A 21,746-nucleotide genomic window follows, 5' to 3' on the forward strand; every position below is an offset into this window, starting at 1 on the left:
GTCGGTCGAGCCGAATGCCGCTCAGCCGGGCCAGGTGCCCGTCAGCCGACGGGTGGCGACAGCGCCGCCGCGGTCGACGGCCGCCTTGACCACGGCGAAGATCGCGCCCTGCAAGGTGGCCGCGAGCAGGATCTCGCCCCAGCTGCGGTGCTCGTCGGTGGCGTCGGGCGCGTCCTCGTCGTGTCCCGCCACCTTCCACGCCTGTTTGAACAGCCCGCCCGCGGCCACACCGGCCAGCGCGCCGAGCGCCATGCCGACCGGCTTGTAGGCGATCTTCGATGCCTTCACACCGCGCTCCCGTGCTTGCGCCTGCGCCGCACCAGTACGTACGCCACCACCAGCGTCGCGCCACCCGCGAGGAAGGCCGTGCGGCGGCTGCGAACCTGCTCCGGTGCCTTGTCCTGCCACACCTCCGTCGCCTGTCCTGCCGCGGCCTTCACCTGCCCGGTGGCGGCGGCCGCCTTCTCCTTGACCTGGTCGGGCACCTTGTCCTGCAGCACATGGGCTGCCTCGGTGGCCTTCGCCATCGCCTGCCCACCGAGCTCCGCGGCCTTCGTGGCCGTCTGGCCCTTGATCGCGACCGCCTTGTCCTGCGCGCGGCCCTTGACGTCAGCCTTGGCCGCCAGTGCCTCCACCGTCTCCCCCAGGTCCTGGCGGGTCTGCTCGACCTTGGCGCGCAGTTCCCCGGGGCCGGCCGTGTGCTTGTCGGGCTGGTTCATCGCTGTGCACTCTCCTTGATCTCTGCGACGTCGGCCTTCACGCCGTCGATGGCCTGCTCGGGGATCGGCGGGGCGGCCCGGCCGACTTCCTTCTTGCCGGTCATGGCAAGCACCGCGGCGATCAGACCGAGGACGGCGGTGACGATCAGCCCCGCCGCCCACACCGGAAGCGGCACGGCGAGCGCCGCGATCGCGGTGGCGACGAGAGCCTGCAGGGTGAGGAAGCCGACGAGACCGGCTCCGCCGAACAACCCGCTGCCCTTGCCGTAGCGCCTGGTCTTCTCCTTCATCTCCGCCTGCGCCAGACGCATCTCGCCGCGCACCAGCTCCGTCAGCTGCTGCGACGCGCGCTGCACGAGATCGCCCACCGGCTCACTGGCGGGGGCGGTCCGTCCGCCGCTGTCGCGGCCTGTGGTGTGCGGGTCTGTCTGGGCCATCGTCATCAACCTCCTGTCTGTTCTGCGGCCGGGTACCCCGATCTCCGGGATCGGCACATGGTCGAGGGGCGCGGTCCTGCCGGACGGCGGGGGCGGCCGGTGTCGGCCGGTGTTCACTCCTCCATGCGCCGCCGGTCCTGCTCGTCCCACGCGCTGGTGTCGCGGGGCGGTACGTAGGGCTCCTCCTCAGGGGGAAGGCCACCGGCGATGGCGCGCTGACGCGACAGCTCCGCGTCGAACTCCAGGCCGAGCAGGATCGCGATGTTGCTGATCCACAGCCACACGAGGAAGACGATCACTCCGGCCAGCGCGCCGTAGGTCTTGTTGTAGGAACCGAAGTTGCCCACGTAGAAGGCGAATCCGGCCGACGCGATCAGCCAGATCACCAAGGCGACCACGCTGCCGGGGGTGATCCACTTGAAACCGCGGCCCTTCACGTTCGGCGTCGCCCAGAACAGCAGCGCGATCATGGAGGTCACCAGCACGACGAGCACCGGCCACTTCGCGATCGACCACGCGGTCAGTGCCGCGTCCCCGACGCCCAGTGCCGACCCCACGGTCTCGGCGATGCCGCCCGTGAACACCACGATGAGCGCGCTGACGACCGCCAGCGTCAGGAGCACCAGCGTCACGCCCACCCGGACCGGAAGCACCTTCCACACCGGCCGCCCCTCGGGCATGTCGTACACGGCGTTGGCGGTGCGGATGAACGCCCCCACGTACCCGGAGGACGCCCACACCGCGAGGACGATGCCGACCACCGCCATGAGGGAGCCGACGCCGCCCCGGCCCTCCAGCTGCCGCACGGCGTCGCCGATGATGTCCCGGGCCGAACCCGGCGCGAGCTCCTCTAGCGTCTCGAGGAGCCAGTCGATGGCGGACTTCCCCACGACGCCGAGGAGGGAGACCAGCACCAGGAGCATCGGGAACAGCGACAGCACGCCGTAGTAGGTCAGCGCCGCAGCCCGGTCGGTCAGCTCGTCGTCCTGGAATTCGCGGATCACGCCGGTGAGCACGGCCCGCCAGGACCGCTTCGACAATTGCGTCAGTTCTTCCGGCGCGCGGTCCGCGCTGCGCTCGGCATCCGATGTCCCGTTCATACTCCCCGGGGTAACCCGCATCCGCCCGGCCATGCGTTCGGGCCCGCGCCACTCCTCGCACAACCGCCGCACACGCCGCGTGCCCCCTGCCGGGGTCGGCAGGGGGCACGCGGCGAAGCGGAGGGATCAGTCGATACCGGGGAGGATGTGCGGCTCCGCGAGGTCGTCCTCGTAGCCGGCAAGGCGGATCGGTGCCGCCTTCGCCCACGAGTCCAGGTTGCTGAGCTTGCGTGGCCTGCCGGCCCGCTCGCCGCCTCGTTCCGCCGGTCGCTTTTCCTGCTTCGTCAAATCTGGTGTCACCGCGCACTCCTTTGTGTCGCGTAACGGAAGGACAAGGGCATTTCGGTCGCGGTGGCGCCGTTGTTCGGGCGGGATCGCGGCCACGGTTGCAAGCCTGTCCCGGGGCGGCTGAGGGGCGCTTGTGGATCCCCTGAAGGCCGTCCGTTGGCCTCAGATTAACCAAATGAGCGGGCGCGCGCTCTATGGGTTCCGCCGAAGGGGTGGATTTCAGACAGTTGATGACGGTGTGGGGGTGGCCGACGGGCCGGAATCTCCTCAACGGGTCGGGCCCATGGGCCTTTCCAGGCCTCCATGGGACCGTACGGAGATGACTTCTGCGCAGGCACGGGAGGGCGCGGTGGCTCTGGTGACCGGAGCCTCGCGAGGGATCGGGCTCGCCGTCGCGCGGGCCCTCGCGGAGTCCGGACATCGCCTTGTCATCACCGCCCGCGACCCTGGCGCCCTTCAGGCGGCGGTGGCCGGACTGCGCGCGGACGGCGCCGAGGCCCTCGGATGCGCGGGCGGCGTGGCCGATTCCGGTCGGGCGGAGGCAAGCGTGGCCCTCGCCATGAGCGCGTTCGGGCGGCTCGACGTACTGGTGAACAACGCCGCGACGAACGCCCCTTACGGCCCGCTGATGGACGCCGACCTCACCCGGTGGCGCGCCGCCTTCACCGTGAACGTCGAGGCCGCGCTGCACCTGACGCAGCTCGCCTGGCGGGCCTGGATGGGCGAGCACGGCGGCGCGGTGGTGAACATCTGCACCGAGGGCGCATCCCATGTGGGCCCGAACGTGGGCGCGTACGGCACCAGCAAGGCGGCGCTCCTGCACCTGACCGCGCAACTGGCGGGCGAACTCGCACCCTTGGTGCGGGTCAACTCCGTGTCCCCCGGCCTCGTCCGCACCGAGATGGCCCGCTTCGTGTGGGACGGCGCCGAGGAGCAGCTCGCCGCGAGCCTGCCGCTCGGCCGCATCGGCGCACCGGAGGACGTCGCGCGGGCCGTCACCTGACTGGTCTCGGATGCGGCCGAATGGGTGACGGGTGCCGATCTCCTCGTCGACGGCGGGACCAGGGTGCGCGCGGCGGCCGGCACCGCCGCGTACGCCGTGCACGACCGGCTGCGGTCGTCGGCGACCGGCGAGGCCTGACGGCTACCACTTGCCGGGTGCGTAGTCCTTCATGAAGACGCCGTACAGGTCCTCGCCCGCCTCGCCGCACACGACCGGGTCGTAGACGCGGGCCGCGCCGTCGATCAGGTCGAGCGGGGCGTGGAAGCCCTCCTCGGCGAGGCGCAGCTTGTCGTAGTGCGGGCGCTCGTCGGTGATCCAGCCGGTGTCGACCGAGGTCATGAGGATGCCGTCGGTCTGGAACATCTCCTGGGCGCTGGTCCGCGTCACCATGTTGATCGCGGCCTTGGCCGCGTTCGTGTTCGGGTGGCCCGCGCCCTTGTAGCCGCGGCCGAAGACGCCCTCCATCGCCGAGACGTTGACGACGTAGGCACGGCCGCTCGACGCCTTCTTCGCGGCGTCGGCCATCGCCGAGCGCAGCGCGCTGATGAGGATGAACGGCGAGGTGTAGTTGCACAGCTGGGTCTCGAGGAGCTCCACCGGGGAGATCTGCTCGATGGTCTGCACCCAGGTGTTGCTGTCGACGACGTCCGGGACCAGGCCGCCCGCGTCGATGGCCGTGCCGTCCAGGTGCCGGGCGACGCTGGCGTTGCCCGCGACCAGGGCCAGGTCGGCGACCTGCTGCGCGTCCAGGCCGCTGGTGCCCGCGGGCAGCGCGGCGCTCTCGCCGAGAACACCCACCGCTCCCGAGTTGAAGTCGCCGATGACGGCGTGCGCGGGCAGCTCCCCGGCAGGCAGCGGCGCGCTCTCGCCCTCGACCAGGGCGGCGTACGCGGAGGGCAGGCGGCGCACGGTCTGCGTCGCGTTGTTGATCAGGATGTCGAGCGGTCCCGCGGCGGCGACCTGCTCGGCGAGCGCGACGGACTGGGCCGGGTCGCGCAGGTCGATGCCGACGACCTCAAGGCGGTGCAGCCAGTCCGCCGAGTCGTCCATCGCCTTGAAGCGGCGGATGGCGTCCTTGGGGAAGCGCGTCGTGATGGTGGTGTGGGCTCCGTCGCGCAGCAGGCGCAGCGCGATGTACATGCCGATCTTGGCGCGGCCTCCGGTGAGCAGCGCGCGCTTGCCCGTGAGGTCGGCGCGGGCGTCGCGCTTGGACCGGTTCAGACGGGCGCAGTCCGGACAGAGCTGGTGGTAGAAGTAGTCGACTTCCACGTACCGGGTCTTGCAGGTGTAGCAGGAGCGCGGGCGCTGGAGTATCCCCGCGAGCCGGCCCTCGTCGGTCTGCGACGAGGGCAGCAGGCCCTCGGTCTCGTCGTCGATCCGCTCGGCGGAGCCGGTGGCGGTGGCTTCAGTGACGGCTTTGTCGTGGGCAGTCTTGGCGGCCCTCCGCTCCTGGCGGCGGCGCTGCTTCACGGTCCGGTAGATCCCGGCCGTGGCGCGGCGCACCGCGATCGCGTCGGGGTGGTCGACGTCGAGCTTGTCCAGTTCATCGAGCACGCTGAGGCAGACGGCGAGCCGGTCGGGGTCGATGCCGGGGCCATACTCGGCAGAACCGGCAGCCTCCAGGCTGTCCTCTGTCACCGTCATCGCCGCTGTCCTCGCGTCACTCATGCCGCGGCTCGTCTGGGTGACCGCGGAAGCTCCAAAGAAGAGAACTTTACGTAGCGAGGGCCCCCTCTACCAAACGAGGACGGTTCACGCACGCCTCGACGAGCCCCGCGAGCTCCTCCCGCACGCTGCGCGCGAGAACATCCAGATCGGGTACGGCGGCCGCGTCCGCGACCAGACCGAAGTGCACCCGGCCCCGGTACGTCGACACCGCGACGGCGAGCGCCTGCCCCTGGGCGAGCGGCGCGAAGGGGTACACGGCGGCGAGCGGGCAGCCCCCGAGTCGCAGGCCGAGGCTGGGCAGCGGGACGCTGGTGACGAGGATGTCGAAGAGCAGCCGGGCGGCCTGTGCGACGACGGGTCCTCCGATGCGGTGGCCCAGCGACGGCACGTGATCGGCGAGCAGGGCGACCGCGCCGGCGCCGCGGCTGGGGCCCGCGTCCTTGTTGCGGTCCATGGCGGCCCGCACCGTCCGCAGCCGCGCGACCGGGTCGGGCTCGCCCACGGGCAGCCGGACCAGATACCCGGAGAGCCGGTTGCCCGGGGGCTGCGCGCCGCGCGGCCTGCGCCGGGAGACGGGGACCAGGGCGCGCGGCTCCACGCCCTCACTGCCGTCGCCCCGCTCGTCGAGCCAGCGGCGCAGGGCTCCGGCGACCACGGCGATCAGTACGTCGTTGACGGTGCCGCCCACGGTCTTGCGCACGCGGTGCACGTCGTCCAGGTCGAGCAGGACCCCCGCGGTGCGCCGCGTGCCGGTGGCCCGGGACGTGAGGGCGGCGGACGACCGTACGCCCAGGGTGGCGCGGGCGACCGACGAGCCGATGTCCAGTGCCTGCCCCACGTCGCTGACGGTGGCGCGGACAAGGCCCGGCAGCTTGCGCGGGTCGGGCAGCCAGGACCACCCCGAGGCCTCGGGCCCCACGGGCGCGGGACGCGGGGCGGGCAGGTCCATGGGGTCCATGACCGCCGCCGCGAGCATCAGGGCGCGCAGCCCGTCGGCGAGCGCGTGGTGGAACTTGAACAGCACGGCGAAGGAGGTGCCGTCGTCGCCCGGCAGCACATGCGCCTCCCACGGCGGCCTGCCGCGCTCCAGAGGGCGCTGCATGAGCACGCCCGCCGCCGCGTGGAAGTCCCGCACGGGCTCGGCGAGGCGGACGTGGTCCAGCGGGTCGAAGGCGGACGCGGCGGCGCGGACGGCCCCGCCGACCGGCAGCCAGACCGAGCGGATCCGCAGCCGCAGTCCGGGCACGGAGGCAGCGCGTGCGGCGAGGAGCTGGGCGGCTCGCTCGGCCGCGCCGGGCGAATCGGCGTCGAAGACGCCGAGGGCACCCAGGTGCATGGGGTGTTCGGCGGATTCGATGTTCCAGAAGGCGAGGTCGAGGGGTGCGAGCAGGTCGGAGGACTCGGGCTTAAGCGGCTTCAACGGTCTGCTCTCGCGTCGAGGACGATGCGGGGGATGGTGTGAACGTGCAGTCAATCGCCGTTGCGCGACTACGGTCAAGTACGATCAAGCTACGCACAGTTAACAACAGATTAAGGCCCGCCCCTCTGGGAAGGGCGGGCCTTGTGGTGCGCAAGTGGCGTATGTCCTACGTCACTTCACCGTCGGTCGGCGTACGTCACTTGAGTGCGGGCGGCGCCGCCTGCTCCGAGGTACCCCACTCCGAGGGCTTGTCGCCCACCGTGAAGGAGAGCTCGCGGGTGTCACGGATGTCGTCGGTCGTCAGATACGTCTTGCCGTAGTCGGCGCCGTCCGCGCGCGCCGACTGGATGTACCGGGCGGTGTCCGACGTGCCCGGCGCCTTCACCGTGAGGCGCCCCTTCGGGTAGTAGCGGCGGTCGAGGGTGAGGTCGACGCGCTCGAAGACGGGTGTCGACAGACCCCAGGTGTCCGTGCCGGGCTGGACCGGGAAGACGCCGATCGAGGACAGGACGTTCCAGGCGGACATGGTGCCGAGGTCGTCGTTCCCGGTCATGCCGGTCGGGGTGTCCGTGAAGAGGGTGAGCGCGGCGTGCACCACGTCGGTGGTCTTCCACGGCTGACCCGTCGACAGGTACGTGTACGGGGCGATGAGGTCGGGCTCGTTCTGCGGGTTGTACTTGTCCGCGTTGTAGTAGTCGTAAGGACCGTTGACCCATACCTCGCGGGCGGTCTTCGCCGGGTCCTTCAGGAGCTCCTCGTAGGCGAAGAAGGAGTCCAGGCGGTCATTGGTGGCCTGCTTGCCGCCGATGAGGTCGACCATGCCGGGCAGGTCCTGGGGGACGAGCCACTGGTACTGCCAGGACGTGCCCTCGTGGAAGCCCTCGCTCTTGGCCGGGTCGGCGGGCCCGGTGAAGGCACCGGCCTTGTCCCGCGCACGGAAGAACCCGGTCGAGGCGTCGAAGATCTTCCGGTAGTTCTGCGCACGCTCCGCGTACCGCTTGGCGTCGGCGTCGTGCCCCAGCTCACCGGCCATCTGCCCGAGCATCGCGTCCGAGAGGGCGTACTCCAGGGTCGCGGAAGCGCCGTGGTCGTAGTCCGAGTCGCCGGGCTTGGCGTGCGGGCGGCCCTTGATGTACGGCGCGAAACCGTCGCTCAGATACTCCTTGTTGGCCTCGCGTCCCACGGGCGCCGATTCGGCGGGCGGCACACCGTCGGCGTTCTTCTTCAGCGCGCGGTACGCCTCCTCCTCATGCCCCTTCAGCAGACCCTGCTGGTAGGCGTTGGTGAGGAAGGGGGTGACCGGGTCGCCGGTCATGATGTTCGTCTCGACCGTGCCGTAGCCCCACTTGGGCAGCCAGCCGCTCTCCTCGTCGATCTTCAGGACGGAGAGCGCCATGTCGCGGGACTCGTGCGGCGCGAGCAGGGACAGGAGCTGGGCCTGGGTGCGGTAGGTGTCCCAGAGCGACCAGTTCTGGTAGTAGGTGAACCCCTTGGCCCGGTGGACCTTCTGGTCCCAGCCCGTGTACCGGCCGTCGACGTCGCTGCCGATGTTCGGCGCGAGGAAGGAACGGTAGAGGGACGAGTAGAAGGTGCGGCGCACGGTCTCGCTGCCGCCCTGCGCCTTCACGTCGTCGAGCCGGTCCTCCCATGCCCGCTGGGCCGCCTTGGCCACATGGTCGTACGAACGCCCGCCCTCCGCGCGGAGATTGAGCGCGGCGCCCTTGGCGTCGACGTACGAGAGAGCCGTGGTCGCCTCGACGGTGCGGTCCTTGGAGGTGTCGAACCGGACGTAGGCGCCGTTGCGCTCCTCGCCCGCCGACGACGTCTTGGAGCCCGCGGTGACGGTGTCGCCCTTCCAGGTGCCCGACGTGGTGAAGGGGCGGTCGAAGCGGGTGATCGTGTAGACCGTGTACGGCTTGGTGTCCTGGCAGAAGCCGCTGCCGGTGATCGCCGTGCGGACCGTGCGGCTGTCGAGGATCTCGACCTTGGTACTGCCCGTCTTGTGCAGCGACTGGCCCGCGTTGAGCAGGACGTTGGCCTTGTCGGTGGCGGGGAAGGTGTAGCGCTGCACGCCGGTGCGCTTAGTCGCGGTCAGCTCGGCGTCGATGCCGGACTTGAGGCCCACCTTGTACGCGCCGGGGCTCGCCTTCTCGTCGTCGTGACTGAACTCCGCCGCGTACTTGGCGTAGTCCGTCTCCTTGACGTCACCCGTGGTGGGAAGCACCGGCAGATCGCCGCCCAACCCGCAACCCACGCCGGAGAGATGGACAGTCGAGAAGCCGCGGATGTGGGTGTCGGAGTGGTCGTAGCCGGTGTTGTGCCCGGTGTCGGGCGAGAACTGGACCATGCCGAAGGGCACGGCCGCTCCGGGATAGGTGTTGCCCTCGTTCTCGGTGCCGATGAACGGGTTGACCAGGTCGGTCAGTTGACCGTCGCCTGCCGGGGCGGCCTGGGCCGCCGGTATGGCGAGGGCTCCCCCGAGGAGCGCGGCCGCGGCCACCGCCACCCCCGTACCGCGTAGCCGTTGGGTCCATCTCATGGGTGGGAACGCCTCCTTGGACAACGTTGTCAACGCACGGAACGCGATCATTCTTCGGGGGTCCCGTCGCACGCGTCAAGGGGCTGGGGGCCGCCATCGAGGGGCGCCACTGAAGGCCGCCTCGCATCAGCTTGCCTTTATATAAGCAACGCGTGATACTCGATCCATGGACGTGTTCGAAGCTGTGGCCGAGCCGAGCCGCAGGGCCCTGCTCGACGCGCTCGCGGAGGGTGAGCGGTCCGCGGGCGAGCTGGTCGCGCTGCTCCCGGAGCTGACCCAGCCCGCCGTCTCCCGGCATCTGCGGGTGCTGCGGGAGGTCGGCCTGGTCGAGGTGCGCGCGGACGCGCAGCGCAGGATCTACGCGCTGCGCCCCGACGGCCTCGCCGAGGTCGACGCGTGGATCGGCCGCTACCGCCGCTACTGGGCGGACCATCTCGGCGCCCTGGAACAGCACTTGGCGCGCACGCACAAGAAAGCGGAGGGACCGTCGTGAGCAATCACCTCGGGGAACCGACAGGGGAACTGGCAGGGGAACTGGCACTCGACGGAGGGCAGACCGTCCTCACCTTCGTCCGGCACCTGCCCTATCCGGTCGAGGCGGTCTGGTCCGCCATCGCCGACCCGGAGCAGCGGGCCGCCTGGTTCGGCAAGACACTCGTCGAGGGCCGCGCGGGCGGTGTCATCGACATGGTGCCCACGGGTCCGGCCAACCCCGTCCAGGACAAGCGGATGACCGGCCGGATCCTCGTCTGGGATCCGCCGCACGTGCTGGAGCACGAGTGGAAGCAGGCCCTCGCCGAGGACGGCGTGGTGCGTTACGAGCTGACGCCCGACGGCGAAGGCACGGTGCTCACCTTCACCCACCGCGGCCTGAGCGTGCCCAACGCCAAGGAGTACGGGCCCGGCACGCACGCGTACCTCGATCGGCTCGCCGCGCACCTGGCCGGGACGCGCGTCCCGGGGTGGCGCGAGCGCTATGCGGAAGTCGCCCCCGCCTACCGGGCCTGACCAGGCCGACACGACCGACCCGACCGACCCGACCTGCTCTCACCACACCGGACCCGGACACACGAGGAGTCACATCATGTCCGCTGCCCTAGGCATCAACCGGCCCGGCGTCATCGTCGCCCACCACTCGGGATGGGGGCACACCGCCGCCCTCGCCGACGCGGTGGCCGAGGGCGCTCGCCTGGCGGGCGCCACGGTCACCACGCTGGCCGTCGACCACATCACCGAGGAACAGTGGACCGTCCTCGACGAGGCGGACGCCATCATCTTCGGCAGCGCCACCTACATGGGCAACGTCTCGGCGGGCTTCCAGACCTTCGCCGAGCTCTCCTCGCGCCGCTGCATGACCGGCGCGTGGCGGGACAAGGTCGCCGCGGGGTTCGTCAACTCCGGCTCCAAGAGCGGCGACAAGCTGCACGCGCTGATGTCCCTCTCCGTGCTCGCCGCCCAGCACCACATGCACTGGGTCAACCTCGGTCTCTTTCCTGGCTGGAACAGCTCCACCAGCAGCGAGCAGGACCTGAACCGGCTCGGGTTCTTCCTCGGGGCCGGCGCGCAGACGGACACCGACGTGTCGGCGGAGCAGGTGCACAAGTCCGACGTGCTCACCTGCCGGCATCTGGGCGGCCGGGTGGCCGAGGTGACGGCCCAGCTCCTCGCGGGGCGGGCCGGGCGGGCCGCAGCGGCCTGAGACCCCGCGTCAGCCGGTGTGCAGCCACACCCGCAGCGGTCCGACCGGCGTGAACCCCTGACCGACCGCGGCGTCCAGGCTCTCGCCGCTCTCGTATCCGACGACGGGCAGGCCCGGCCAGAGCCGGGCGACCTCCGCCAGGCAGCCCGCCCAGGCGGACTCCTCGTCGGCCGAAGTGAACAGGTTCGAGACACCGACCACCGACGCGCCGGGGCTCGCAATGGCGCCTGCCACGATCCGCCCCTCGGCGTAGGCGGCAAGGAACGTCGTGCCGTCGGACAGCAGCCCCGGGCGGAAGAGGCCTGTGCCCTCTTCGCCGTCGTTCCACGCGGTCTCCCACGCGGGCAGGGACTCGGAGCTCTTGATCTGCTCCCAATTGAGGTGTGCCGCAACGGGAGTTGGACCCGGCTCCCGGTGGATCCACTGGGCTTCGAACAGCACCTCGAAGCCCAGTGGATCCAGATCGAGGCAGGCGAAGCTGTCCTTGACGGAGCAGCCCGGTGACGCCGTGTCGATCCGGGCCACCAGGTCGGCCGCCGACGCGTCGGGGGTGAGCGTCACGGCATCGGGATACAGCGGCGGCGTCCGGCGCGCGCTGCTCCACATCCCCGCGCCGAACTCCCCCCGCAGTCCGTGCGTGCGGCAGACCGCGTCGCACCACTCGGCGTTGTTGCGGGCCGCGGCCCCTGCCCACTCGTTCTCGGTGATCACCGGGCGATCGTGCCAAGCGGGCGGGCCCGCGTCCACGGGTTAAGCGCTCCGGCCCACCGGGCCGGAGCGCTAACGCCTCGTCAGGAGCCGGAGCACCCCGCCGGGTCCGGCCGCGACGCGTCGCCGATCAGGGCTTCATGTGCTGCCTTGAGCCGCTTCACGTCGGGCTTGACGACCCTGCGGTCGTACGTTAGCAGGCCGTTCAACTCGCCCTCCACATCGGAGATCTGCGTGTAGACGGCGCCGTTGCCGCCCTTGCAGGCGAGCTTGTGCACCTCGTCGAGCTTCGTGAGGTAGTCGTCCGTGTACGTCGCCGGGTCCACGTCGACGTAACTCTGCTGGACGGACCAGGCGTGCCCGGGTACCGCGAGTCCGAGTCCGCCGTACTCCCCGTTGATCTGTGCCCGTACGCCGTCCGGCTTGGGCGGCAGTGCCGGGCTCGGGTAGCCGTGCTCGTCCATGATGTCGCCGGTGCCGCCGTCGGCACCGAGGTTGAGGCCCGACATGCCGTTGACCAGGCGGGTCGGGTCCCAGGACTTGGCCTGGGTGGCGATGCGGCCCTGGTCGTACTGGCCCCAGCCCTCGTTGAAGGTGACCCACATGACGATCGACGGGTGGTTCGCGTGCTCGTCGATCATCTGCTTCATCTCGCTCTCGTACTGAGCGCGAGCGGCGGTGCTCGGGTTGCGGTCCGAGCGCATCGAGGGCATGTCCTGCCAGACCATCAGGCCCAGCTTGTCCGCCCAGTAGAACCAGCGGTCAGGCTCCACCTTGATGTGCTTGCGCACGGAGTTGAAGCCCATCTCCTTGTGCATCTTGAGGTCGTACGCGAGCGCCTCGTCGGTCGGCGCCGTGTGCAGGCCGTCCGGCCAGAAGCCCTGGTCGAGCGTGGCCATCAGGAACTGCGGCTTGCCGTTGAGCATCGTGCGCGGGGTGCCGTTCACCTTCTCCACCGCGACCGTGCGCATCCCGAAGTAGCTCTTGACCTGGTCGCGGCCGACGGTCACCTTCAGGTCGTAGAGGAAGGGATCGTCCGGCGACCACAGGCGCGGATCGGCGATCTTCAGCTTGAGCGGTGTGCCCGTGCGTCCGCTCGCCTCGGCGACCTTCTTCTTGCCTTCGTACGCGACCGCCTTGACCGGCACTCCGTCGCGTACGCCCTTCGGCTCGACGGTGACCTCCTTGGTGGCCACGTCGGGTGTGATCTTGAGCGAGTCGGCGTGGTCGGCCGCCACCGGCTCCATCCACACCGTCTGCCAGATGCCGGAGGACGGGGTGTACCAGATGCCGCTGGGGTCCAGGCGCTGCTTGCCGACGGGCGGGTTCTCGCCGTCCTTGGAGTCGGTCGGGTCGTAGACGCCGACGATCAGCTCCTGGGTCTTGCCCGGCTTCAGGGCGTCCGTGATGTCGGCACTGAACTTGTCGTAGCCGCCCTTGTGTTCGGCGACCTTCTTGCCGTTCACGAACACCTCGGACTGCCAGTCGACCGCGCCGAAGTTGAGCTTGAGGCGCTTGCCGTCGCCGACCTTCCAGCCCTCGGGGACGGTGAAGGTCCTGCGGTACCACATGCGGTCCTCGTGCCGCTCCACTCCGGAGAGCTGGGACTCCACGGGGTAGGGGACGAGGATCTTCTCGCCGAGCTGCTTGCCGACCGGGGGCTTCTCGCCGGCCTTGGCGGAGGCGAACTGCCAGGAGCCGTTGAGGTTGCGCCAGGCGTCACGGGTCAGCTGGGGGCGGGGGTACTCGGGGAGCGCGTTGTCCGGGCCCACCTTGTCGGCCCACTTGGTGCGCAGCTGGTGCTCGGAGTGGTTGGGGCCGCTGCTCCAGAACGCGGACACCGCCTTGCCGTCGTCGCCGGTCAAGCCGCCCTTGCCGTCGTAGCGCAGGTCGGCTGTGCCCTTGGCCGTGCCTGTCTTGTTGCCGACGACGGGTTCCTTGAGGCCCACCAGGAGCGCGCGCGGGTCCTTCGGGTCGGCCTTGACCGTGCTGATGGGCCACTTGGCGCCGCCGATGACCGCCTCGATGTGGGTGGCGAGATCGTTCGGGGGCGCGGCCAGCTCCTGTGCGAAGTCGAGCTTCAGGGTGCGGCCGTCCTTGAGGACGGTGGCGGAGGTGGCTCCGTCGTACTCGAAGCCGTCGGGGAGGCGGAAGGCCGACTGCGGGACGGCCTCCTTGGTGCCGCCGGGCTCGGTCCAGCGCAGGTGGAGATTGGAGCCGCCGTAGTGCTCGAAGTACTCGACCTTGATGTCGTAGGCCTTGCCGGCCGTCAACTCGACGGGTTGCGCGGTCTGTTCCTTGTCCCAGTCGTCGACCCAGTGGTCGATGGCGAGCTTGCCGTCGACCCAGAGCCGGAAGCCGTTGTCGCCGATCATGGAGAAGGTGTGGGATCCGGTCTTCTCCGGAACGACCTTGCCGGTCCAGCGGACGGTGGCGTCGTCGGCCTTCCCGGTGGCGAAGGTCAGGCGCGGGTCGAGGTTGTCGAAGTCGATGCGCTGGTCGAAGCCGGTGGCCTTGAGCTCGTGGAAGTCGAAGGCGCCGGGGGCGGACTGCGTGTAGTACTCGCCCTTCAGGCCGTGGACCTCGGGGGGTTCGTCGGCGGCTGTCGCGGCCGGCACGGCGGTGAGTCCGGCGAAGGCGAGGGCGACGGTGAGCAGCAGTATCAGCTGCCTGCGGAGTCGTCTGTGACGGATGGGGCGCACGGATCCTCCTTTGCTTGAAGCGGTGCTCGAAGGCTGAGGAAGGGTGGCGGCTCGCCGCTCCAGTCGGTACAACGAGTCTGTACAACGTTGGAAGGAACGGCAGTTGGCATGACAGCACGCCCCTCGGCGCGCTGTCCAGGGCCATGACAAACACCCCGGCACAGGGGTCCACGTCGACGCAGGGAGCTGCACGTGCGGGTTAGCCTCAAAGACGTCGCGGAGCACGCGGGCGTCTCCATCAAGACCGTCTCGAACGTGGTGAACAAGTATCAGCACGTCACCCCGGCGATGCGGGCGCGCGTCCAGGAGGCGATCGACGAGCTGGGCTACCGGCCGAATTTGACGGCGCGTCACCTGCGGAAGGGCCGTACGGGAATCATCGCGCTGGCCGTTCCCGAGCTCGGCAACCCGTACTTCGCCGAGCTGGCCGGTGCGGTCATCGACGCGGCGGCCGAGCACGATTTCACCGTCCTGCTCGACCACACCCGCGGCGAACGCGAGCAGGAGGTCCTGGTCAGCCAGGGTTTCCGGGCCCGGGTGATCGACGGTCTGATCCTGAGCCCCCTCGAGCTGGAGGCGGACGACCTGCTCGGCCGCGAGGACGACGTACCGCTGGTGCTGCTCGGCGAGCGCCAGTACGACCTGCCGTACGACCACATCGCGATCGACAACGTGGCCGCGGCCCGCACGGCGGTGCGCCACCTCATCGGCCGCGGCCGCTCCCGCATCGCGTATCTCGGTGCCCGCACGGACTCCGCCAACCGTCCCGCGAACCTCCGACTCCAGGGCTGGCGCGAGGAGTTGACGCAGGCGGGGATAGCCGCGCCGGACAATCTGGTGGGCCCGGTCGGCGGCTGGAACCGCTGGGACGGGGCAAAGGCGATGGCGCGGATGCTGGACGCGGGAGTGCGGCCCGACGCGGTCTTCGCCTACAACGACCTGGTGGCCATCGGCGCCATGCGGGTGCTGCACGAGCGCGGTCTGCGCGTGCCGTGGGACGTGGCGGTGGTCGGCTTCGACGACATCGCCGAGGGCCAGTTCGGGGCCGTCACGCTGACCACGGTCTCGCCGGACAAGCAGGCCATCGCCCGCCTCGCGGTGGCCTCGCTGCTGCGCAGCCTGGAGGGCGCGGGAGAGCCCGAGGGCCGTGAACTCGCGGCGGAATTCCGCCTGGTGGAGCGGGAAAGCACGCTGGGCCGACGCTGATCGACCAGGTCGGCAGCTGCGGCCTCCCCTTGCGCGGAGGGTTTACAGGGTTCTTCCAACGATGTAAAAAGCTCCCCGTACCGCCGAGTTGACCGCAAGTGCCGATCCTCCCGTGAGCGCTCTCAGCGCCGGGGCCGTGCCGTTTTGGGGACTCCATGAAGCCGACCACACGCCTTAGCCGCACCTCAGCCAGGACCCTCCTCGCCGCCGGTCTCGCCGCGAGCCTCGCGCTCGCCACCGGATGCGCCAAGTCCGAGGACGACGGCGACAAGAGCTCCGCGTCACAGGACCAGGGCGACTCGGGCCAGGTCGTCTCGGAGCCGAGCGAGGGCAGCGGCCCGACCTGCGCGATAGACGCCTACGGCGGCAAGAAGCTGGACCTCAAGACCGCCACCGTCGGCTTCTCCCAGTCGGAGAAGGAGGCCAACCCCTTCCGCATCGCGGAGACGGCGTCCATCAAGGCCGAGGCGGAGAAGCGCGGCGTCAAGCTGCTCACCGCCAACGCCCAGTCGCAGTTCTCCAAGCAGATCAGCGACGTCCAGGACCTCATCGCCAAGGGCGCCGACCTCCTTGTCATCGCGCCGCTGAACTCCGACGGCTGGGAGCCGGTGCTTCGCGCGGCCTCCGCCAAGCACATCCCGATCGTCACCATCGACCGCAAGATCAACGCCAAGGCCTGCAAGGACTACGTCAGCTTCATCGGCTCGGACTTCGTCGAGCAGGGCAAGCGCGCGGCGGACCAGATGATCAAGACGACAGGCGGCAAGGGCAAGGTCGCGATCCTGCTCGGCGCCGCGGGCAACAACGTCACCACCGAGCGCACCAAGGGCTTCGAGGACCGCATCAAGGAGAAGGCCCCCGACCTGAAGGTCGTCTTCAAGCAGACGGGCGAGTTCGCCCGCGAGAAGGGCCAGCAGGTCACCGAGCAGCTCATCCAGTCCAAGCCGGACATCACCGGGATCTACGCGGAGAACGACGAGATGGGCCTCGGCGCCGTCAACGCCCTCAAGGGCGCCGGCAAGAAGGCCGGCGACGTGAAGATCGTGACGGTCGACGGCACGCGCAACGCCGTGCAGGGCATCGTCGACGGCTGGATCGACGGTGTCATCGAGTCGAACCCGCGCTTCGGCCCCCTCGCCTTCCAGACCCTGGACACCTTCACCAAGGGCACCAAGGTCTCGCAGGACATCGTGATCAAGGACAGCGCGTACACGAAGACCAACGCCAAGGCGGACCTCGGCAAGGCCTACTGAAATGCCTGACGTCCTCTCAGTAGCCAGTCTCACCAAGACATTTCCCGGCGTACGAGCCCTGGACGCGGTCGACTTCACCGCTCGCTCCGGTGAGGTCCACGCCCTGATCGGCGAGAACGGCGCGGGCAAGTCGACCCTGATCAAAGTACTCACAGGCGTCTACGCACCGGACACAGGCAACCTGACCTTCAACAACCGCCAAGTCGCCTTCGCCACACCCCTGGAGGCCCAGCACGCGGGCATCTCCACCATCTACCAGGAGGTCAACCTCGTCCCCCTGATGAGCGTGGCCCGCAACCTCTTCCTCGGCCGCGAGCCACGCGGCCGTCTGGGCCTCATCGACTTCCGCCGCATGCACCGCGAGGCCAACGAGGCCCTGCGACGCCTCGGCATCACCGTCGACGTACGCCGCCCCCTGCGCGAACTCGGCGTAGGAACCCAGCAGATGGTGGCCCTGGCACGCGCCGTCTCGGTCGACGCGCAGGTCGTCATCATGGACGAGCCGACGTCGTCCCTCGAACCCCGCGAGGTCCAGACCCTGTTCGGCGTCATCCGCATGCTGCGGGACCGCGGCATCGCGGTGATCTACGTCAGCCACCGCCTGGAAGAGCTGTACGAGGTGTGCGACACGGTCACGGTTCTCCGCGACGGCAAGCTGGTGCACACAGGCCCGATCGCGAAGCTCGACCGACTCCACCTCGTCTCCCTCATGCTGGGCCGCGAGGTCGGAGAGGTCCGCGAAGAGGGCGCGACCAAGTTCTCCGGAGACCACGCCCCGGACACCCGGCCCATCCTCCAGGCAGACAACCTCACCATGCGCCACCACCTCCACGACGTCTCGGTGGAGATCCGCCCCGGCGAAGTGGTGGGCCTGGGCGGCCTGCTGGGCTCGGGCCGCAGCGAAACGGCGAAAGCCATCGCGGGCGCACTGGCCCCCGACTCCGGACGGGTGGCGATAGCAGGCGAAACGATCCGCACCGGCTCACCCCCGGCGGCCATCCGCGCCGGGATCAGCCTCCTCCCCGAGGACCGCAAGGCCGAGGGCATAGTCCCCGGCCTCTCGGTCCGCGAGAACATCGCGCTGGCCGCACTCCCCCGCCTCTCCCGCTTCGGCCTGGTGGACGAGTCGGCGATCGACGCCATCGTGGACACCTTCATGAAGCGCCTGCGCATCAAGGCGTCGGGCCCTCACCAAAAGGTGGGCGAACTGTCGGGCGGCAACCAGCAGAAGGTCCTCCTGGCCCGCTGGCTGGCCATGAACCCCAAGGTGCTCCTCCTCGACGAGCCGACCCGAGGCATAGACATCGGAGCGAAGGCCGAAGTCCAAAAGCTGATCGACGAGTTGGCCAACGACGGCCTGGCGGTGCTCCTCATCTCCTCCGACATGGAGGAACTCATAGAGGGCTCCGACCGGGTCATCGTCCTCAAGGACGGCACGGTGATCGAAGAACTGACGGGCCCCCAGGTCACGGAGGACGCCCTCATGCGAGCGATAGCAACAACGGGGAGCCCCAGTGACTAGCCCCCAACTCACCTGCGGCCGCCGAGCCGACCGGAGGGGACGTGCCGGTATGTCCGCCCGGAGCACGGTTCGCGGCACTCCGGTGCGGAAGCATCCAGGCGGCCACCGGACGATAGCGAGGACGGACATACCGGCGCGGCCCCGCCCCACAACCGGACCCGAGGCGAAGACCCGCACCCGACAGCTCACCCAGCTGACCCGGCTCCCCCGGAGTACCCATGACTGACCTCGCCCTGGGAGGCAAAGCAGCCGACCGCGAGCGCATCCTCCGCCACCTCCAGTCCTACGGCGTCTACCTGGGCGTAGCCGTCCTCCTGCTCCTCAACATCGCCGTGACCCCCCACTTCCTCTCGGCCGAGAACTTCCGCACCCAAGCGGTCCAAGTGGCCCCCGTCCTCATCGTCGCCCTGGGCATGGCGCTGGCCATCGGCAGCGAAGGCGTGGACCTCTCCGTCGGCTCGGTCATGGCGCTCTCCACGTCCCTCCTCTCCCTCTACCTCGGCTACGGCACCTGGATCGCGCTCATCGTCGCGATCATCGGCGGCGCGGCCATCGGCCTCGCGAACGGCTCCCTCATCGCGTTCATCGGCATCCAACCCATCGTCGCCACCCTGGCGTTGATGGTCGCGGGCCGCGGCCTCGCCCTCGTGCTGCTCCCCCAGCTCAAGGACGTACGCGACCCGACCATGGCGTCCCTCGGCTCCGGCGATGTCCTCGGCATCCCCTACCTCGCCCTGATAGCCGCCGCACTCGCACTCCTCGTCGCCTTCGTCGTCCGCCGCACCACCTTCGGCCGCCAGCTCCTCGCCATCGGCGACAGCCGCCCGGCCGCCCGCCTCGCGGGACTCCCCGTACGACGCGTCCTGATCCTGGTCTACGTCTGCTCGGGCGCCCTCGCCGCCATCGCGGGCGTCCTGGCGACGGCCCGCCTCACCGCAAGCGACCCGACCTCACTCGGCAACCTGATGGAACTGTCCGCGATCACCGCGGTCGTGGTCGGCGGCACACCGCTCAGCGGCGGACGCGTACGGATCGGCGGGACCGTGGCGGGCGCCGTGCTGATCCAGCTGCTCACCGCCACGCTCATCAAGCACGATCTGCCGCCCTCCTGGACACAGATCGCCCAGGCCATAGTGATCATTCTGGCCGTGTACGCGGCACGTGAGAGGGGCAAGCGGTGACAGGCACCGTCCTATCCGAGGCGAACCCCATGAAGACGAGCGGCGACGAACCGACAGGCCCGACCCGCTCCGAGCGCATCAGCGCACTCGCACAGCAGCACGGCGCCCTGGTCACCCTGGTGGTCGCCGTCATCGCTGCGTCGCTCAGCTTCGACACGTTCATGACCGCGGACAACCTGGAGAACATGGCGGTCTCCTCCGCGTTCCTCGCGGTCGTCGCGCTCGGCATGACGTTCGTGATCATCACCGGCGGGATCGACCTCTCCGTGGGCTCGCTCTTCGCGCTCGGCGGGGTACTCGCGGCCTGGGGCTCGCAGTACGGAACGGCGGTGGCGCTCCTCCTGCCCCTGGCCGTCTGCGGACTCATCGGCCTCGTCAACGGCCTCCTCATCGCCCGCTCCCGCCTGGCCCCCTTCATCGTGACGCTGGCCGCGATGCTGGGCGCACGCGGCATCCTCCTGTCCATCACCGACGAGGGCTCCAAGACCTACCTGGTCGACAAGGACTCCTTCTTCGCGACGCTCGGCCAGGGAAAGGTCCTGGGCATCGGAGCCCCGGTCTGGATCACCCTCGCCCTCTTCGTCGCGGGCGCCGTGGTCCTGCGCCGCAGCCGCTTCGGCCAGTACGTGTACGCGGTCGGCGGCAATGAGGACGCGGCGGCCCTCATGGGAGCCCCCGTGGCGCGCACCAAGGTCACCGTCTACACCCTCTCCGGCCTCTGCGCGGGCCTCGCGGGCGCGCTCAACGCGGCCTGGCTCGTCTCGGGCGTCACCATCCTCGGCTCGGGCATGGAACTGGAGGCGATCTCCGCGGTCGTCATCGGGGGCACCCTGCTGACCGGCGGATTCGGCTTCATCAGCGGTTCACTCGTCGGCGTACTGCTCCTGAAGGTCATCCAGAACGTCATCAACCAGATCGGCTCGCTCGACTCCGCCTACCAACAGGTGGTCAGCGGCGCCTTCTTGGCGCTCGTCGTGATCGCCCAGACGTGGCTGGGCCGCAGACGCCGAGTCCTGTAGCCAGGAGGCACAACCGCCAGAACCAAACAGGAGGCATGGCTACATCGGAACGGCCTGCCCCTTCCCCAGCGCGATCACGCCGCCCTTCGACACCGTGTAGAGCTCTTCGTCCCGCTCAGGGTTGACCCCGATCGTCGCCCCGGGCGGGACGTCCACGTTCTTGTCGAGCACGGCGCCCCGCACCACCGCGCCCCTGCCCACGCGTACGTTGTCGTGCAGCACCGAGCCCTGCACGACCGCCCCGTCCTCGATCGTCACACCGGGAGACAGCACGGAGCGCGTGACCTGTCCCCGGATGACACATCCCGGGCTGACGATGGACTCGCTGGCGATGCCGGCCGCGCAGAACTTGGCGGGCGGCAGGCCGCCCGGGTGGGTGTAGATGGGCCAGCGCCGGTTGTCCAGGTTGAAGACCGGCTGATCGGAGATCAGGTCCATGTGCGCTTCGTAGTACGCGTCGAGCGAGCCGACGTCACGCCAGTAGCCGTGGTCGCGCGCGGTCTCCCCCGGCACGTGGTTGTCGTCGAAGTCGTACAGCTGGGCCAGGCCCCGCTCGGTGAGCATGGGCAGGATCGAACCACCCATGTCGTGCACGGAGTTGTCGTCCTCGGCGTCCTGCTGGATCGCGTCGACGAGGGTCTTCGTCGTGAAGACGTAGTTGCCCATGGAGGCGAACACCTCGTGCGGCGATCCGGGCAGGCCCGGCGGATCGGTGGGCTTCTCCAGGAAGCGGTCGACACGTGTGCCGTCCCGCGCGGGTGTGATGATGCCGAAGGACGCCGCGTCCGCGCGCGGCACCTTGATCCCCGCGACCGTGACCCCGGCGCCGCTCTCGAAGTGCTGGTTGAGCATCTGCCGGGGATCCATGCGGTAGACGTGGTCGGCGCCGAACACCGCGATGTAGTCGGGCTGTTCGTCGTGGACGAGGTTGAGGGACTGCAGGATCGCGTCGGCGCTGCCCAAGTACCAGCGCGGGCCCAGGCGTTGCTGTGCCGGGACCGGCGTGACGTAGTTGCCGAGGAGGCTGGACATGCGCCAGGTGGTGGTGACGTGCCGGTCGAGGGAGTGCGACTTGTACTGGGTCAGTACGCAGATCCGCAGGATGTCGCCGTTGACGAGGTTGGAGAGCACGAAGTCGACGAGGCGGTACGTGCCGCCGAACGTGACCGCTGGTTTGGCCCGGTCGGCCGTGAGGGGCATCAGGCGCTTCCCCTCACCGCCCGCCAGGACGATTCCGAGCACCGAAGGTCCACCGCGCATCGCGCCGCCCCCTTAACTGGGA

At 69.8% G+C, this 21,746-nt stretch carries 19 protein-coding genes and 1 pseudogene; 9 read left to right on the plus strand and 11 right to left on the minus strand.

Annotated features, from left to right (window positions below; all coding sequences use genetic code 11):
• Nucleotides 1–21: 21 nt before the first annotated feature.
• From M4V62_RS05795 to M4V62_RS05815, 5 genes are all read right to left on the minus strand, one after another.
• Entirely contained in the window at nucleotides 22–288 is a 267-nt protein-coding gene (locus tag M4V62_RS05795) for a DUF4235 domain-containing protein (protein WP_249586140.1), read from the minus strand.
• Nucleotides 285–719, minus strand: coding sequence for a DUF3618 domain-containing protein (locus M4V62_RS05800; RefSeq protein ID WP_249586141.1), 435 nt, complete (start codon nucleotides 717–719; stop codon nucleotides 285–287). Before M4V62_RS05800 ends, M4V62_RS05795 begins: the two co-directional genes overlap by 4 nt.
• Nucleotides 716–1,156, minus strand: a complete 441-nt coding sequence (locus M4V62_RS05805; RefSeq protein ID WP_425574964.1) for a phage holin family protein — start codon at nucleotides 1,154–1,156, stop codon at nucleotides 716–718. Before M4V62_RS05805 ends, M4V62_RS05800 begins: the two co-directional genes overlap by 4 nt.
• A 113-nt stretch (nucleotides 1,157–1,269) precedes the next feature.
• Nucleotides 1,270–2,256: a YihY/virulence factor BrkB family protein gene (locus M4V62_RS05810; RefSeq protein WP_249586142.1), complete on the minus strand. Its 987-nt coding sequence runs from the start codon at nucleotides 2,254–2,256 to the stop codon at nucleotides 1,270–1,272.
• Nucleotides 2,257–2,382: 126 nt separating this feature from the next.
• Nucleotides 2,383–2,556 carry a hypothetical protein gene (locus M4V62_RS05815; protein WP_167828876.1) on the minus strand — a complete coding sequence of 58 codons (174 nt, stop codon included), beginning with the start codon at nucleotides 2,554–2,556 and terminating at the stop codon, nucleotides 2,383–2,385.
• 307 nt (nucleotides 2,557–2,863) lie between these two features.
• Here M4V62_RS05815 and M4V62_RS05820 point away from each other — a divergent pair.
• Nucleotides 2,864–3,685 (plus strand): annotated as a pseudogene (locus M4V62_RS05820) (SDR family oxidoreductase).
• Between the two features lie 3 nt (nucleotides 3,686–3,688).
• On the opposite strand, the gene M4V62_RS05825 reads toward M4V62_RS05820, so the two are convergent.
• From M4V62_RS05825 to M4V62_RS05835, 3 genes are all read right to left on the minus strand, one after another.
• A complete protein-coding gene (locus M4V62_RS05825; protein ID WP_249586143.1) occupies nucleotides 3,689–5,191 on the minus strand; it encodes an SDR family NAD(P)-dependent oxidoreductase in 1,503 nt (500 codons plus the stop codon).
• A 70-nt stretch (nucleotides 5,192–5,261) separates the two neighbouring features.
• On the minus strand, nucleotides 5,262–6,635 hold the full coding sequence (locus M4V62_RS05830) for a wax ester/triacylglycerol synthase family O-acyltransferase (RefSeq protein WP_249586144.1): 1,374 nt from the start codon (nucleotides 6,633–6,635) through the stop codon (nucleotides 5,262–5,264).
• A 196-nt stretch (nucleotides 6,636–6,831) separates the two neighbouring features.
• Entirely contained in the window at nucleotides 6,832–9,174 is a 2,343-nt protein-coding gene (locus tag M4V62_RS05835) for a GH92 family glycosyl hydrolase (RefSeq protein ID WP_249586145.1), read from the minus strand.
• A gap of 166 nt (nucleotides 9,175–9,340) precedes the next feature.
• Between M4V62_RS05835 and M4V62_RS05840 the strand changes: the two genes are divergently transcribed.
• The 3 genes from M4V62_RS05840 (at nucleotide 9,341) to M4V62_RS05850 (ending at nucleotide 10,873) form a co-directional block, all read left to right on the plus strand.
• Nucleotides 9,341–9,667: an ArsR/SmtB family transcription factor gene (locus M4V62_RS05840; protein WP_249586146.1), complete on the plus strand. Its 327-nt coding sequence runs from the start codon at nucleotides 9,341–9,343 to the stop codon at nucleotides 9,665–9,667.
• Nucleotides 9,664–10,182 (plus strand): SRPBCC family protein, encoded by a 519-nt coding sequence (locus M4V62_RS05845; protein ID WP_249586147.1) that lies wholly within the window; start codon nucleotides 9,664–9,666, stop codon nucleotides 10,180–10,182. The genes M4V62_RS05840 and M4V62_RS05845 overlap by 4 nt, the downstream gene beginning before the upstream one ends.
• A gap of 76 nt (nucleotides 10,183–10,258) precedes the next feature.
• Nucleotides 10,259–10,873 carry a flavodoxin family protein gene (locus tag M4V62_RS05850; RefSeq protein ID WP_249586148.1) on the plus strand — a complete coding sequence of 205 codons (615 nt, stop codon included), beginning with the start codon at nucleotides 10,259–10,261 and terminating at the stop codon, nucleotides 10,871–10,873.
• Nucleotides 10,874–10,882: 9 nt separating this feature from the next.
• On the opposite strand, the gene M4V62_RS05855 is transcribed toward M4V62_RS05850, so the two are convergent.
• Together M4V62_RS05855 and M4V62_RS05860 are read right to left on the minus strand one after the other, a co-directional pair.
• Nucleotides 10,883–11,584, minus strand: a complete 702-nt coding sequence (locus M4V62_RS05855; protein ID WP_249586149.1) for a hypothetical protein — start codon at nucleotides 11,582–11,584, stop codon at nucleotides 10,883–10,885.
• An 80-nt stretch (nucleotides 11,585–11,664) separates the two neighbouring features.
• The gene (locus M4V62_RS05860; protein WP_249592707.1) at nucleotides 11,665–14,274 is read right to left on the minus strand and encodes a PA14 domain-containing protein; all 2,610 of its coding nucleotides are present in this window, start codon (nucleotides 14,272–14,274) and stop codon (nucleotides 11,665–11,667) included.
• A 201-nt stretch (nucleotides 14,275–14,475) separates the two neighbouring features.
• Between M4V62_RS05860 and M4V62_RS05865 the strand changes: the two genes are divergently transcribed.
• The 5 genes from M4V62_RS05865 (at nucleotide 14,476) to M4V62_RS05885 (ending at nucleotide 20,464) form a co-directional block, all read left to right on the plus strand.
• Entirely contained in the window at nucleotides 14,476–15,489 is a 1,014-nt protein-coding gene (locus M4V62_RS05865) for a LacI family DNA-binding transcriptional regulator (protein WP_249586150.1), read from the plus strand.
• A gap of 155 nt (nucleotides 15,490–15,644) precedes the next feature.
• Nucleotides 15,645–16,742 (plus strand): ABC transporter substrate-binding protein, encoded by a 1,098-nt coding sequence (locus tag M4V62_RS05870; RefSeq protein WP_249586151.1) that lies wholly within the window; start codon nucleotides 15,645–15,647, stop codon nucleotides 16,740–16,742.
• Nucleotide 16,743: 1 nt separating this feature from the next.
• Entirely contained in the window at nucleotides 16,744–18,264 is a 1,521-nt protein-coding gene (locus tag M4V62_RS05875; protein WP_249586152.1) for a sugar ABC transporter ATP-binding protein, read from the plus strand.
• Nucleotides 18,265–18,482: 218 nt separating this feature from the next.
• Nucleotides 18,483–19,445 (plus strand): ABC transporter permease, encoded by a 963-nt coding sequence (locus M4V62_RS05880; RefSeq protein ID WP_249586153.1) that lies wholly within the window; start codon nucleotides 18,483–18,485, stop codon nucleotides 19,443–19,445.
• Between the two features lie 29 nt (nucleotides 19,446–19,474).
• Complete coding sequence (locus tag M4V62_RS05885) at nucleotides 19,475–20,464, plus strand: ABC transporter permease (protein WP_249586154.1); 990 nt, start codon at nucleotides 19,475–19,477, stop codon at nucleotides 20,462–20,464.
• A 39-nt stretch (nucleotides 20,465–20,503) separates the two neighbouring features.
• Here M4V62_RS05885 and glgC read toward each other — a convergent pair whose 3' ends face one another.
• Complete coding sequence (glgC, locus tag M4V62_RS05890) at nucleotides 20,504–21,724, minus strand: glucose-1-phosphate adenylyltransferase (protein ID WP_249586155.1); 1,221 nt, start codon at nucleotides 21,722–21,724, stop codon at nucleotides 20,504–20,506.
• Nucleotides 21,725–21,746: the final 22 nt, after the last annotated feature.

The organism is Streptomyces durmitorensis, assembly GCF_023498005.1.
In the GTDB taxonomy this organism is placed as follows: Bacteria; Actinomycetota; Actinomycetes; order Streptomycetales; family Streptomycetaceae; genus Streptomyces; species Streptomyces durmitorensis.

What these genes read in the sequence shown, in the direction of transcription:
- M4V62_RS05800 (WP_249586141.1), bottom strand. Translation starts at nt 719, where the DNA reads ATGAACCAGCCCGACAAGCACACGGCCGGCCCCGGGGAACTGCGCGCC.
- M4V62_RS05805 (WP_425574964.1), bottom strand. Translation starts at nt 1,156, where the DNA reads ATGGCCCAGACAGACCCGCACACCACAGGCCGCGACAGCGGCGGACGG.
- M4V62_RS05810 (WP_249586142.1), bottom strand. Translation starts at nt 2,256, where the DNA reads ATGAACGGGACATCGGATGCCGAGCGCAGCGCGGACCGCGCGCCGGAA.
- M4V62_RS05825 (WP_249586143.1), bottom strand. Translation starts at nt 5,191, where the DNA reads ATGACGGTGACAGAGGACAGCCTGGAGGCTGCCGGTTCTGCCGAGTAT.
- M4V62_RS05835 (WP_249586145.1), bottom strand. Translation starts at nt 9,174, where the DNA reads ATGAGATGGACCCAACGGCTACGCGGTACGGGGGTGGCGGTGGCCGCG.
- M4V62_RS05840 (WP_249586146.1), top strand. Translation starts at nt 9,341, where the DNA reads ATGGACGTGTTCGAAGCTGTGGCCGAGCCGAGCCGCAGGGCCCTGCTC.
- M4V62_RS05850 (WP_249586148.1), top strand. Translation starts at nt 10,259, where the DNA reads ATGTCCGCTGCCCTAGGCATCAACCGGCCCGGCGTCATCGTCGCCCAC.
- M4V62_RS05870 (WP_249586151.1), top strand. Translation starts at nt 15,645, where the DNA reads ATGAAGCCGACCACACGCCTTAGCCGCACCTCAGCCAGGACCCTCCTC.
- M4V62_RS05875 (WP_249586152.1), top strand. Translation starts at nt 16,744, where the DNA reads ATGCCTGACGTCCTCTCAGTAGCCAGTCTCACCAAGACATTTCCCGGC.
- M4V62_RS05880 (WP_249586153.1), top strand. Translation starts at nt 18,483, where the DNA reads ATGACTGACCTCGCCCTGGGAGGCAAAGCAGCCGACCGCGAGCGCATC.
- M4V62_RS05885 (WP_249586154.1), top strand. Translation starts at nt 19,475, where the DNA reads ATGAAGACGAGCGGCGACGAACCGACAGGCCCGACCCGCTCCGAGCGC.
- glgC (WP_249586155.1), bottom strand. Translation starts at nt 21,724, where the DNA reads ATGCGCGGTGGACCTTCGGTGCTCGGAATCGTCCTGGCGGGCGGTGAG.